Annotated in this window: 12 protein-coding genes and 1 pseudogene; 11 read left to right on the top strand and 2 right to left on the bottom strand. The window is 69.5% G+C overall.

What is annotated here, in order from left to right; all coding sequences use genetic code 11:
• Positions 1 to 10: 10 nt before the first annotated feature.
• From PLE19_09510 to PLE19_09500, 3 genes and pseudogenes are all read left to right on the top strand, one after another.
• Positions 11 to 1,780, top strand: a complete 1,770-nt coding sequence (locus tag PLE19_09510; GenBank protein ID HPD15176.1) for a V-type ATP synthase subunit A — start codon at positions 11 to 13, stop codon at positions 1,778 to 1,780.
• A 40-nt stretch (positions 1,781 to 1,820) separates the two neighbouring features.
• Positions 1,821 to 3,200 (top strand): annotated as a pseudogene (locus PLE19_09505) (V-type ATP synthase subunit B).
• Between the two features lie 83 nt (positions 3,201 to 3,283).
• Positions 3,284 to 3,940 carry a V-type ATP synthase subunit D gene (locus PLE19_09500; GenBank protein ID HPD15175.1) on the top strand — a complete coding sequence of 219 codons (657 nt, stop codon included), beginning with the start codon at positions 3,284 to 3,286 and terminating at the stop codon, positions 3,938 to 3,940.
• Between the two features lie 125 nt (positions 3,941 to 4,065).
• On the opposite strand, the gene PLE19_09495 is transcribed toward PLE19_09500, so the two are convergent.
• Positions 4,066 to 4,776 (bottom strand): hypothetical protein, encoded by a 711-nt coding sequence (locus PLE19_09495; GenBank protein HPD15174.1) that lies wholly within the window; start codon positions 4,774 to 4,776, stop codon positions 4,066 to 4,068.
• Between the two features lie 440 nt (positions 4,777 to 5,216).
• Here PLE19_09495 and PLE19_09490 point away from each other — a divergent pair, with 440 nt between their 5' ends.
• From PLE19_09490 to PLE19_09480, 3 genes are read left to right on the top strand one after another with little or no spacing between them, the layout of a single operon-like run.
• Positions 5,217 to 5,738 carry an AsnC family transcriptional regulator gene (locus PLE19_09490; GenBank protein HPD15173.1) on the top strand — a complete coding sequence of 174 codons (522 nt, stop codon included), beginning with the start codon at positions 5,217 to 5,219 and terminating at the stop codon, positions 5,736 to 5,738.
• Complete coding sequence (locus PLE19_09485) at positions 5,731 to 6,189, top strand: AsnC family transcriptional regulator (protein HPD15172.1); 459 nt, start codon at positions 5,731 to 5,733, stop codon at positions 6,187 to 6,189. The genes PLE19_09490 and PLE19_09485 overlap by 8 nt, the downstream gene beginning before the upstream one ends.
• Positions 6,190 to 6,200: 11 nt before the next feature.
• Positions 6,201 to 7,322, top strand: a complete 1,122-nt coding sequence (locus PLE19_09480; protein ID HPD15171.1) for a hypothetical protein — start codon at positions 6,201 to 6,203, stop codon at positions 7,320 to 7,322.
• Here the strand turns inward: PLE19_09480 and PLE19_09475 are convergent.
• Positions 7,306 to 8,121 carry a histidinol-phosphatase HisJ family protein gene (locus tag PLE19_09475; protein ID HPD15170.1) on the bottom strand — a complete coding sequence of 272 codons (816 nt, stop codon included), beginning with the start codon at positions 8,119 to 8,121 and terminating at the stop codon, positions 7,306 to 7,308. The genes PLE19_09480 and PLE19_09475 overlap by 17 nt on opposite strands.
• A gap of 218 nt (positions 8,122 to 8,339) precedes the next feature.
• On the opposite strand from PLE19_09475, the gene PLE19_09470 reads away from it, so the two are divergent.
• From PLE19_09470 to PLE19_09450, 5 genes are all read left to right on the top strand, one after another.
• Positions 8,340 to 9,089 carry a pseudouridine synthase gene (locus PLE19_09470; GenBank protein HPD15169.1) on the top strand — a complete coding sequence of 250 codons (750 nt, stop codon included), beginning with the start codon at positions 8,340 to 8,342 and terminating at the stop codon, positions 9,087 to 9,089.
• The gene (locus PLE19_09465; protein HPD15168.1) at positions 9,086 to 9,985 is read left to right on the top strand and encodes a hypothetical protein; all 900 of its coding nucleotides are present in this window, start codon (positions 9,086 to 9,088) and stop codon (positions 9,983 to 9,985) included. Before PLE19_09470 ends, PLE19_09465 begins: the two co-directional genes overlap by 4 nt.
• A 362-nt stretch (positions 9,986 to 10,347) precedes the next feature.
• Positions 10,348 to 11,592, top strand: a complete 1,245-nt coding sequence (gene fabF, locus PLE19_09460) for a beta-ketoacyl-ACP synthase II (GenBank protein HPD15167.1) — start codon at positions 10,348 to 10,350, stop codon at positions 11,590 to 11,592.
• Between the two features lie 12 nt (positions 11,593 to 11,604).
• The gene (locus PLE19_09455; protein ID HPD15166.1) at positions 11,605 to 11,871 is read left to right on the top strand and encodes an acyl carrier protein; all 267 of its coding nucleotides are present in this window, start codon (positions 11,605 to 11,607) and stop codon (positions 11,869 to 11,871) included.
• 13 nt (positions 11,872 to 11,884) lie between these two features.
• Positions 11,885 to 12,886, top strand: a complete 1,002-nt coding sequence (locus PLE19_09450) for an RluA family pseudouridine synthase (GenBank protein HPD15165.1) — start codon at positions 11,885 to 11,887, stop codon at positions 12,884 to 12,886.
• The last annotated feature ends 41 nt before the right edge of the window (positions 12,887 to 12,927 follow it).

Here is a 12,927-nt window from a genome sequence, read left to right as displayed (position 1 = left end):
AGAGGCATCCATGAAAGAAGGCGTGGTCAAGAAGGTTGCCGGCCCCCTGGTCGTCGCCACGGGCCTCGACCAGTCGGGCATGTACGAGATCGCCCGGGTCGGCAAGGAGAAGCTCTTCGGCGAGATCATCGAGATCCGCGCCGGCGAGTACTCCATCCAGGTCTACGAGAGCACCGAAGGGATCGGCCCCGGCGACCCCGTCTACCCCACGGGCGCGCCCCTGAGCGTCGAGCTAGGGCCGGGCCTCATGACCGCCATCTACGACGGCATCCAGCGCCCGCTCGAGGCCATCCGCGGCAAGTTCGGCGACTTCATCGTGCGCGGGGCCGAACTGCCCGGCCTCGACCGCTCGAAGAAGTGGCACTTCGTGCCCGCCGTGAAGGAGGGCGCCCAGGTGGGCCCCGGCGACGTCGTGGGCACGGTGCAGGAAACGCCGCTCGTGAGCCACAAGATCCTGGTGCCGCCCGGCCTCGGCGGCCGCGTGGTGTCCATCCGCGAAACCCAGGCCACCGTCACCGAGCCGGTCTATGTGCTGGAGGGGGAGGGCGGCCGCCACGAGCTGCCGATGATGCAGAAGTGGCCCGTGCGGCAGCCGCGCCCGGTGGCACGGCGCGTGCCGCCCACCGAGCTGCTGGTCACCGGCCAGCGCGTGATCGACATGCTGTTCCCCGTGGCCAAGGGCGGCACCGCGTGCGTGCCCGGCCCCTTCGGCAGCGGCAAGACCGTGGTGCAGCATCAGCTCGCGAAGTGGGCCGACGCTCAGATCGTGGTCTACGTCGGCTGCGGCGAGCGCGGCAACGAGATGACCGACGTGCTGCTCGAGTTCCCCGAGCTCGAGGACCCGCAGTCGGGGCGCCCGCTGATCGAGCGCACGGTGCTGATCGCCAACACCTCGAATATGCCCGTGGCCGCCCGCGAGGCGAGCGTGTTCTGCGGCATCACCATTGCCGAGTACTTCCGCGACATGGGCTACAGCGTGGCCACGATGGCCGACTCGACGAGCCGCTGGGCCGAGGCGATGCGCGAGATCTCCGGCCGGCTCGAGGAGATGCCGGGCGAGGAGGGCTTCCCGGCCTACCTGGCCAGCCGCATTGCAGGCTTCTACGAGCGCGCCGGCAACGTCATCTGCCTCGGGGCCGATGGGCGGGCCGGCACGGTGAGCCTCATCGGCGCCGTGAGCCCGCCCGGCGGCGACCTCTCGGAGCCAGTCGTCCAGGCGACGCTCCGCGTGGTGAAGGTCTTCTGGGGCCTCGACGACGCGCTGGCGGCCCAGCGGCACTTCCCGGCCATCAACTGGCTCACCAGCTACTCGCTCTACGAGGACGTCGCGTCGAAGTTCGCCGGCGAGCACGTGGACAGGCAGTGGGCCGACGTGCGGCGTCGCGCCATGTGGCTCCTCAACCGCGAGGCGGAGCTCGAGGAGCTGGTCCGCCTGGTGGGCGTCGACTCGCTCTCGGCCTCCGACCGCCTTATCCTGCTGGGCGCCAAGATGGTGCGGGAGGACTTCCTGCACCAGAACGCCTTCGACGCGGTGGACACCTACACGTCGGCGCGCAAGCAATTCCTGATGCTGCGGAACATCGTGGACTTCTACGATCTGGCCGCGAAGGCGCTGGAGGGCGGCGCCGACGTCGAGGCGATCACGCGCCTCGGCGCGCTGGAGGATATTGCCCAGATGAAGCGCGTGGACGAGGGCGACGTGGACCAGCTCGACGCGCTTCGCGGGAAGCTCGAACAACAGATCGCCGGCCTGGCCGCCGCGGCTCCCAAGGAGGCGTGAGGACGCCAGTTCGTTTGCGCATTCCACTCGAGGACGACCGATGATCACCCTGTACAAGCAAGCCCGCGACCTCGTCGGCCCCCTGATGCTCGTGCAGCGCGTCGAGGGGGTGAGCTATGGCCAGCTCGCCGAAGTGCATCTGCCGGGCGGCGAGAAGCGCCGGGGCCAGGTGCTCGAGGCCAACGAGGACCGCGCCATCCTGCAAATCTTCGAAGGCAGCCGCGACATCGCGCCCGACAACGTCAAGGTGCGGTTCCTCGCCCGCGGCCTCGAGCTGCCCGTGGCGCCCGACATCCTCGGGCGCGCCTTCGACGGCTCGGGCCGCCCCATTGACGGCGGGCCGCCCGTGCTGCCCGTGAAGCGGCTCGACATCAACGGCAGCCCCATCAACCCCTGCGCGCGCGACTATCCCAACGAGTTCATCCAGACCGGCATCTCGGCCATTGACGGGCTGAACACGCTCGTCCGCGGCCAGAAGCTGCCCGTCTTCAGCGGCTCCGGGCTGCCGCACGCCATGGTCGGCGCCCAGATCGCCCGCCAGGCGCGCACCCTCAAGTCGGGCGAGGGCTTTGCCGTCGTCTTCGCCGCCATGGGAATCACCTTCGAGGAAGCCAACTACTTCCTCGAGGACTTCCGCCGCACCGGCGCCCTCGCGCGCGCCTGCGTGTTCATCAACCTCGCGGACGACCCGATCATCGAGCGCATCGCCACCCCGCGAGTGGCCCTCACCGCCGCCGAGTATCTCGCCTTCGACCTCGGCCTGCACGTGCTCGTGATCCTCACGGACATGACCAACTACTGCGACGCGCTCCGCGAGGTCTCCGCCGCACGCAAGGAGGTGCCCGGGCGTCGCGGCTATCCCGGCTACCTCTACACGGACCTCTCGACCCTCTACGAGCGAGCCGGGCGCATGCGCGGCCGCAAGGGCTCCATCACCCAGATCCCCATCCTCACCATGCCCGACGACGACAAGACCCACCCGATCCCCGACCTCACCGGCTACATCACCGAGGGGCAGATCTTCCTCAGCCGCACGCTGCACATCCAGGGCGTCTACCCGCCCATTGATGTGCTCCCGTCGCTCTCGCGCCTGAAGGACAAAGGCATCGGCGAGGGCAAGACGCGCGAGGACCATGCCAACGTGCTCAACCAGCTCTATGCGGCCTATGCCCGCGGCAAGAACGCCCGCGAACTGGCCGTCGTGCTGGGCGAGAGCGCGCTGACGCCCACCGACCTGCTCTTCGTGAAGTTCGCCGACCGTTTCGAGCGTGAGTTCGTGGGCCAGGGGGTCTACGAGAACCGCTCGATCCAGCAGACGCTGGACATCGGCTGGCGCCTGATGGGCATGCTGCCGCGTGCCGAGCTCAAACGCTGCAAGCCCGCGATCCTGGACAAGTACTACAAGCCCTCGGAGGAAGCCGCTGCGGCGGCGCGGGCACCTGTTGGCGGCGAGGCCGAGGAGGTGGCGGCCCGGACCGCGGGGGCAGGGAAGAAAGGCTAGCCGTGAAGCGCAAAGTCGCCCCAACCCGGATGGAACTGCTGCGCGTCCGCAAGCGCCTCGGCATGGCCCTGCGCGGGCACAAGCTGCTCAAGGACAAGCTCGAGGGGATCATCAAGGAGGTCACCGAGCGCCTCGAGGCCCTGAAGCGGTTGCGGCTGGACCTCGATGCCCGGTTCCCCGAGGTGATCGAGCTGTTCGTGAAGGCCGGCGCAGCCACGTCGCCGCCCGCCACCGAGACGGCCGCCGCACTCGCCTACGCCGGCGCCGTGTTCCGGGCGCGCCAGGAGCGCATCATGGGGGTTGTGGTCCCCGCCCTGGAGTTCACCCTCGCCGACGAGAGCCGCCCCTACAGCCTGGCCGAGACCTCGCCTTATCTCGATGCGGCGGTGCGCCGTCTGCGCGAGCTGATGCCGCGCGTGGTCGAGCTGGCCCAGGCCGAGGATACCATCCGGCGGCTTGCCGACGAACTCGAGCGGACCCGCCGGCGCACCAATGCGCTCGAGTACTCCGTCATCCCCGATCTCCGGTCCACCCGCCGCACCATCGAGGCACGGCTCGAAGAGTACACCCGCAGCGACATCTCGCGCCTGATGAAGGTGAAGGAGATGCTGCTGGCGCGGGACGAGCGCGCGACCGCCGGCCCCGCCCGCCAGCCATAGCCGGCATACGGCTGCCGGACCCCGCCAGCTTCTCCAGGGGGTGGTGGCACGGGCGGCCGCGTCTGTGGGTTTGGGGTCAGCCAGCCCGTGCCACCTTGCGCGTTCCCCCAAGAATAGGTACGCCGTCAATACTCCACTTCGCCAAGAGCCCCAGAGGCGCGGACAGCGAACTCGTCGCGCGTCCGGCCCTCAGGGTCCACGGCCCTGCATCGGATCTCGTCGTGGGCGAGCGTGACCTCGAGGCAGTGGTTGAACGAGGCAGCCACGTCGCCCGGCGCCAGTTGCCGACGAGCCATCACGGGGTCGAGCGGACCGCCTCCGCCGCCCGTGATGACGTAGGCTACCCCGCCCTCATTCACCCTGTGGTACAGGTGGCGTGCCCCCGAAAAGACGATGCGGACTCTGTGCCGCACGAAGAGCGGGTGCCACCACTGCTCGCCACCCACCAGGATGAACCGCTCGGCGGCGCCGAAGACGGCTCGATGCGTGAAGACGAAGATAGGCTTCCCCGCCGCCGACGCGAGGTCGGCACTGAGCCAGCGCGTCTGCGGATCATCTCTGTCTACTCGTTCCTCGGTATCCAGGAAGACGAAATGCGCGCCGCGGAAGTCGAAAGAAAAATGGTTGTCGCCCAGCAGGCGCGGCTCGGGCGAGCCATCCCGAGCGACAATGTAGGCTCTGTTCTCGCCTCTGCCGCGGCAACCGTAGAAGGGGCAGAAGTCTGTGAGGGGAGCCGTGAGTTGCTCGAAGTCCCGCCACCGGGCGATCTGGGTGCTGCCGACCATGCCTCCGGCGTGTGCAACCAGATCGGGCATCAGCCGCGCAATCTGCGCCACAACCGCTCTGGCCTCTGGGCCTGCGGTTTCGCTGCCGCCATACACGGCAAAGCGCAGTTGCTCGTCCTGAGCGCCGCAAAGGGTGGCGACGCATAGGGTTACAAGAGATGCAACGGGTGCAGAAACCCGCGTCGGAGGCGGGAGAGATGCGCAGATGAAGCGGATGGCAAGGCCTCCTCGCCGCATCAGGCGGCAATGGCCCCTGGTTGCCCCAGCACGGGCGGGTAGCCCGCGCTCCTCGCTCCACCGGGAGCATACACCGGGTCCCGTTCACCTGCAAGGGGAAGCCATGCTCGCGCTTGCGGCCAACCCGGCTGTCGGTACAATACGGGTACGCTCGGCGTGCTCCCGTGGTGCGGTACTCGGCCAGCTCTGGGCATCGGGGCAGACGGCGGGCTCGTGGCCGTGTGAGAGGCGAGAGCCCGCGGCGCCGGGCTACGATGGCGCTGCGGCGTCAGCCTGCTGCGAAGTGCGAGGTGATCGTGGACGATACTGATCGCAGGCTTCTGAACCGCATTCAAGGCGATTTCCCCCTCGTGCCACGCCCTTTCGCCCGCCTTGGCGAGGAGCTTGGGCTGCCCGAGAACGAGGTGATCCGCCGCGTCGCAGCGCTGTGCGAGGCCGAACTGATCCGGCGGATCGGACCTGTGCTGGACCCCGCCAGGGTTGGCCGCCTCGGCGCGCTGGCGGCCATGACCGTGCCCGAGGGGCGCGTGGAGGCGGTCGCCGCCACGGTCTCCCAGATCGAGCGCGTGACCCACAACTACGAGCGGGCGCCGATCCACGGCACGTGTCCCTACAACCTCTGGTTCACCCTCACCGCCGACTCCCCCGACGCGCTCGCGGCGGCGATCGGCGCCGTGGAGAAAGCCACGCGCCTCCCTGTGGTCGTGCTGCCGGTGCTGCGGAAGTTCAAGATCGGCGTCCGGTTCACCTTCCCGGAGGAGGGGAACGATGGATGAGCTGGACCGCCGGATCATCTCGGCCCTTCAGGACGGGCTGCCGATCGTAGCCGAGCCGTACGCCGAGGTGGCGGGGCGGCTGGGCCTCGCCGCCGAGGCGCTGCTGGAGCGGTTGCGGGGCATGCTCGCCCGAGGCGAGGTGCGGCGTCTGGGCGCCTCGATCGCACACCGCAATGCCGGCGTCGTGGCCAACGTGATGTGCGTCTGGCGCGTGCCGCCCGAGCAGGTGGAGGAGTTCGCCCGCGAGGCGGTGCGCGTGGCCGCCATCACCCACTGCTACGAACGAGCCGCCAGCCCGGAGTGGCCGTATAACGTCTACGCCATGATTCACGGGCAGAGCCAGGGCGATTGCGAAGCGATCATCCAGGAGCTCTGCCAGCGCACGGGCCAGCACGACTACGTGGCGCTCCTGAGCACGCGGGAGTTCAAGAAAACGTGGACGAGGCTCTGAGCGGAGCGGGAATGAACGTCCGGCTCGTCCGCAGGAAATCCTCCACCTTCCACGATTTCCCCTACGCATGCCCGCAACGCAAGTGCATCCATAGCTGGATTGTGAACGTCACGCCCCCGGGCGCAAGCCACTGCATCCACCGATGCGTGTACTGCTACGCGCGCGACGCCGTCTTCGCACGGCCAAGCGGAGACGTGCTCGAGGTGTACGCGAACCTGCCCGAGCTGGTGGAGCGGGACCTCGACCGGATCAGCCTCTGCCCTCCCGTCTCCATCTCGAACACCACCGACCCTTGCCAGGCCGTGGCCGAGGTGCGGCGTGAGACGGCGCGCCTCGTCCGACTGCTGGTCGCGCGCGGCGTGAGCGTCCTCATCGTGACGAAAGGCGATGCCACGTTTCTGCTCGATGTGCCAGGCTTCGCGTCACACAGGAACTGCGTCGTCGCGACGACCATCGAGGGCCCGCCCGAGGTCCTCGGTCTGCTCTCGCCCCACGCCCCTTCCTTCGCGGAGCGAATGGCGAGCGTTCGCCAGCTCTCCGCAGCGGGAGTGAAGACAGCCGTTCGGCTCGACCCCCTGCTGCCGCACGCCTGGGAGGCCCTGTACGGGCCGCACTGGCTGGACCAGGCCGATGCCCTCCTGCGTCGGTTCGCAGCCGTGGGTTGCACGCATGTGATCTGCTCCACGGGCCGGCTCGCGGCGGCGCCGGGGCGTGGACAGGGGCAGGCATCTCTCGACCGCCTCGCCGCCCTGGTGGCTCCGCGCGATCCGGCGGCGGCGATGGCGATGCGACAAGACTATGTGTTCGACCGCTCGGGGACCTCGGTGGGGTACCTGCTGCGTCGGCCCACGCGCCTGGCCCTGCACCGGCAGTTGCGCTCGCTATGCGAAGCGGCGGGGATGACCTATGCGACGTGTCAGGAGAACGCCGCCTCCGAGACGGATAGCTCCGGACTCCCGAACTGCGAAGGCCATGCGCTGCCATTCTGCGCGAAGACGCTCGGGGGGAGGTTCGCGCCCGTGGAGGGCTGCACGGCGCTCTGCCACGTGAACTGCCGGGGCCTCGAACGCCCGCCGTGCGGCCGGGGCGAGCTTGTCTCGGCCCAACCGCTGCGCCTCAGCCTTCTGCGCTGATGGGGCGGAGCGAACGCTGCCTCCCGGCGAACACGGCGTAGTGGGTGTGGCCCGCGGCGCGCGCCAGGGCCACCGCGCGGGCGAAATGCCGGCCGACCTCCTGCGGGGCGTGGGCGTCCGAGCCGAAGGTGACGGGCACGCCCAGCTCCGCACACGCTCGGAGGAAGTCGGCCGAGGCATACTGCTCGCCGGCCGGCTTGTCGAAGCCCGCCGTGTTGATCTCCACGCAGACGTTGTGGCGCCGCGCCGTGTCGCACACCTCATGGATGAGGTCCGACCAGTCCCCCTCGAGGCGATGGCCGAACTTCTTGACGAGGTCCACGTGGCCCATGATGTCGAAGATGCCCGTGGCCATGGCCTCGCGCACGAGGGCGAAGTGCGCCTCGTAGAGGTGGCGGCGCTCCCAGTCGGCGAATCGCTCGACACTGGCGGGATGGTCGAAGGCCCAGTCTCCGATGAAGTGCACCGAGCCGATGAGGAAGTCGAAGGGGTAGGCCTGGGCCAGTTCCGCCGCCTCGTCCACGCGGTCGGGAAGGTAGTCGGCCTCGCCCCCGAAGAGGATCGGAATGGACCTCCCGTACTTGGCTCTCAGGCGGTCGATCTCGGTTGCCAGAAAGTCGAGTTCCTCCCGGGACACGTTGACCTTGTACGGCACTGGAATGGTGATTGGAAGGTGGAAGGAGAAACCGACTGCTTCCAGGGCCAGCTCAATCGCCCGCTCGACATAGTCGTCAATCTCGCCGACGGCGTGTCCGCAGAGCTTGGAATGCATATGGATATCGGCGGGCAGATGCGGCATGGTGTCTCCCTGTTCGGTCGCGGGGCTTCAGCGGGGATGTGCGCCATCCTATTCGCACACGCCGGCAGAGTCAAACGGGGCCCCCGCCTCTTATGTGCCGCGGGACCGGCCCGACGCCGGCAAGCGTTCCGCATTGCGTCCAGCCGGCTCGCGCAGTGGCCTTGAAAACCACGGCGCAATCCTGTAAGATCAGCCCCGGAGCAGAGAGGCGCGCGGACATGTCCCTTGAACGTCTCAACAAGCTGTTGGCTCACGCAGGCTTCGGCTCGCGCCGCGCCTGCGACGAGCTGATCGCGCAGGGCCGCGTGACCGTGAATGGCGCGCCGGTGACCGACCTGGGGCACAAGGTGGACCCGTCGGAGGCGGACATCCGCTGTGACGGCGTGCGCGTGCGGCAGGAGGCGCCGGCCTACTACCTGCTCAACAAGCCGCGCGGCGTGGTCTGCACGTCGGACGGCCGTGAAGGACGCGCCCGCGCCATTGACCTGGTGCCCGGCGGCGACCATCGCCGCCTCTACACCATCGGACGCCTGGACGCCGACAGCCGCGGGCTGATCCTGCTGACCAACGATGGCGCCCTCACCCAGCGCCTCACCCATCCGAGCCACGAGGTGCCCAAGCTCTACCGCGTGTGGGTGCGCGGGGCTATGAGCCCCGAGGACGTCGAGAAGGTTCAACGCGGCGTCTACCTCTCGGAGGGCCGCACGTCGCTCTCGCGCGTCCGGGTCTGCCGCCGCCGCAAGGAGGCGACCGAGCTGGAGGTCGAACTCCGCCAGGGCATCAACCGCCAGATACGCCGCGTGCTAGCCAAGGTCGGCCACCCGGTGTCCGACCTCCAGCGCGTAGCCATCGGTCCCATCCGCGACCCCCTGCTCAAGGAAGGTGCGTGCCGGAAGCTGAGGCCCTCCGAGGTCCGCCAGCTCGAAGCCGCTGCCCATCCCCCGCAGCCCAGGAGCCAACGCAGATGAAACAACTCGTCGCAGGAGCCGCCGGCCTTCTGCTGGGCATCGCGCTCGTCGTGTTCAGCGTCCGGGCGCAGGAGGAGGAGGCACCGGTCCGCAAAGTGCCCGGTGCGAATGCCCCGGGCGCCAAGGGCGGTGCCGCCAAGGGAGGCGCCCCGAAGGGCGCGCCCGCTGTGGCGCCCAAGCAGGCCCCCAAAGGCACGCCCAAGACGGCCCCGAAAGGCGCCCTCAAGGGCGCTCCGGGCAAGGCCAAGGGCGCCGAAGGCGAGGAGGACGAAGGCGGCGAAGGCGCCCTCGTGCTCCTCGACACCGACGCCGTGGTGCTCCGCGACGGTACCCGGATCAGCGGCACCATCCTGGCCGCGGGCCAGGCCGCCGTCACTATCCTCACCCACCAGGGCGAGAAGACCATCCCCCGCGAGACCATCGAGCGCATCGTCAAGAACGCCGACGCCGGCCTCCCCACCAAGTTCGCCGCCGAGGAGGCCGACGGCCACAAGTACCTCCAGGACACCCAGGGCGCCATTCCTGCCCCACCCAAGGGTGCCGAGGAGCCGAAGGGCCCCGACATCGTCTCGGCGACGCCGGCGGCCCCCGCGGCGCCTGCTGCGCCGGTTGCCCCTGCGGCGCCCGCTGCGCCGGCCCCCAAGGCCGTTGCCCCCGTTGGGCCGGCGCCGGCCCCAAAGGCGGTCGAGCCGCCCGCCAAGGCCGAGGCTCCCGTGAAGGGGGCGTTGCCCGCCATCACCTTCCCGAAGACCCAGCCCGAGCTCCACGCCCTCATCGAGAAGCTGCGCAAGGAGGGCACGCTCAACGACTACCTGGCCGACCCTACGTTCCGCGAGGGGTTCCGCCAGGCGGTGCGCGACGCTTTCCGCAATGAGGCGCCCAAGAAGGAGGAGTAGCGCGGCCTCTCGCCCTCTGCACGACGGGCCGTCGCCCGACGCGTCCTGGGCCCTTCCTGCCAGGGAAGCCTATCTCCCCGGCCTGAGGGCTGATTCGCCATCCGAAGTCCCCCCGCGCGACGTCGCCCCTGAGCCTCCAACTCCCGGCCTGGGCAGCCAACTGCGATCGAAGGGCATGGCGGGCGGAAAAGCCGTTGAAAATGGCAGGCGCTTGTGATAACCTGTAGAGGGCGCGCGTCGTGGGCGCAGCAGGGCCGGCGCGCCATGTGGCCCCTCTGGCGATTGGTTCCCCGATCAGGCATACCGACGTGGTTGCGGCCCGTGTCGGCGCGGGGCGGGCTGCATATTGGGAGCAGGCGAGGATGAGCAAGCGGCGAGTGGTCGTGACGGGCCTGGGCGTGGTCGCCCCCAATGGCATCGGCACCGACGAGTTCTGGCGGGCCACGCTGGCGGGCCAGTCCGGCGTCCGCGCGATCAGCGTATTCGACGCGTCGCTCTACGAGTCCAGAGTGGCGGGGCAGGTGGCGGGGCTGGACCCGCTGGCGTATATGCCGCCCATCGTGGCGCGACGGGTGGACCGCTACGTGCACCTGGGCCTGGCCGCCACACAGATGGCGATCGCCGACAGCGGCCTGGAACTGGCCCGCGAGGACCGCGGCCGCATCGGGTGCGTATTCGGCTCGGGGCTGGGCGGCGTGATCTTCCACGAGGAGCAGATGATCGCGGCCTACGAGAGGGGCGCGCACCGGCTCAACCCGCTGTGCGTGCCGCGGATCAGCCCCAACGCCGTGGCCTCGCATGTCGCGATACAGAACGGCCTGCTGGGGCCCAATGTCGTGATCTCCACGGCCTGCGCCTCGTCGAGCCACGCCATCGGCGAGTCGCTGCGGAAGGTGCAGTATGGCGAGTGCGATGTGGTGGTGACCGGGGGCGCGGAGGCCCCGCTCACGTATTTCACCTTCGGCGCCTATGCGGCGCTGAAGGTGCTCTCGAAGCGCAACGACGCCCCCGAGAAGGCGAGCCGCCCGTTCGACCGCGAGCGCGACGGGTTCGTGCTGGCCGAGGGCGGGGCCTCGCTCATCCTGGAGGAACTCGAGCACGCGCGCCGGCGCGGCGCGCGCATCTATGCCGAGGTGATCGGCTACGGCGCCAACTCGGGCGCCCACCACATGGTGATGCCCGACCCCTCGGGCAACGACGCCGCCGCCGCCATGACGCTGGCGCTCCGCGACGCCGCCATCGCGCCCAGCGACGTCCACTACATCAACGCCCACGGCACGTCCACCACGGCCAACGACGCGGCGGAGACGAAGGCGATCAAGGACGTCTTCGGCGACCATGCGCGCCGCGTGGCCATCTCGGCCACGAAGTCGGTCACCGGCCACAGCATCGGCGCGGCAGGGGCCATCGAGGCGGTGGCCTGCTGCCTCACGATCCGCGACCAGGTGATCCACCCGACCGCCAACCTCGAGAACCCCGACCCCGAGTGCGATCTCGACTACGTGCCCAACCAGGCGCGCGAGCAGCGCGTGCGGATTGTGCTTTCGAACTCCTTCGGCTTCGGCAACACGAACGCGTGCCTGCTCTTCTCGCAGTTCACAGCGTAAGGAGCCCCCTGGATGCCCGACCCGGTCCACGAGAAGATCGCATCCATCCTGACCACGACCCTGGACATTGCTCCCGAGAAGCTGCGCCCCGAGGCCGACCTGCGTCACGACCTCGGGCTCGACTCGTTTGCCGCGGTGGAGCTCTCGTTTGCTCTCGACGAGGCCTACGGCATCAAGGTGGCGGACGACGACATGGCCTCGGTGAAGACCGTCGCCGACCTGGTCGAGGCGGTCCGAAGAAGGCTCCAAGGCCCCGCGCAGGCGCCCGCCACGCAATGAGGTCCCGCCGGCCATGAGGCCCCACGACGCGGGGGACGACTCCGCCGATGTTCTCTCCGCCGCCTTGCCCCCGCGCGACATCCGCCTCGAGGTCCGCGGCCCTCTCACCATCCGCCGCCTCGACAACTTCCTGAGCCAGCGCTACGGGCAGCTCTCGCGCGCGCAGTACCAGAAGCTCATCAAGGCGGGCCGCGTGCGTGTCAACGGGCGCCCCGTGCACGTCAGCTACCGGCTGAACCCGGGCGATGTGCTGGACTTCCAGCTCCCGGCGCAGGCCCCGCGCGTGATCCCGCCCCGGGAAATGCCCTTGGCCATCCTCTACGAGGATGCGCACATCCTGGCCATCAATAAGCCGCCCGGCATCATGTGCCACCCGGGCAAGAGGCTCACCGACGACACCCTGGCCAGCGGCCTCATCTATCACATCTACGGGGACGCGCCCGGGCCGCGCAACCCCGGCATCGTGCACCGCCTCGACTACGACACGTCGGGCGTCATGGTCGTGGCCAAGACGCCCGAGGCGCACGTCCACCTGTCGCAGCAGTTTGAGCGGCGCACGGTCAGGAAGGAGTACCTGGCCCTCGTGCGCGGCGCCCTCGGGCGCCGTTTCGGCCAGATCGCGGTTCCCATCGGCTATCACACGGGGCGCTACGGGCTGATGTCGGTGGCCGCCGATGCGGCGCAGGCGCGTCCCGCCCTCTCGGCCTACGAGGTCCGCGAGCGCTTCGCCGCCCACACGCTGGTGAGCGTCGTGCCCAAGACGGGGCGGCGCCACCAGATTCGCGTGCACTTCGAGAGCATCGGCCACCCGTTGATAGGCGAGAAGCACTATCGCGGCGGCCTTTCGCCCGATCCGCTGGAGGAGATCATGCCTCGCCTCGCCCTGCACGCCTGGAAGCTCAGCCTGACCCACCCCGTCAGCCGCCGGCCCCTGGAACTCACCGCTGAGCTGCCCGGCGATTTCGCCGCCGCTCTGGCCCACCTGCGCGCCACCGAACCGCCGATGGGACCGTAGCCGCGGAAGAAGCGAGGAGCAGGAGGCGAAAGAGGCGGGGG

It is taken from the genome of Planctomycetota bacterium (assembly GCA_035384565.1).
Lineage (GTDB): Bacteria > Planctomycetota > PUPC01 > DSUN01 > DSUN01 > DAOOIT01.
This window is presented reverse-complemented; position numbering and strand designations above follow the sequence as displayed.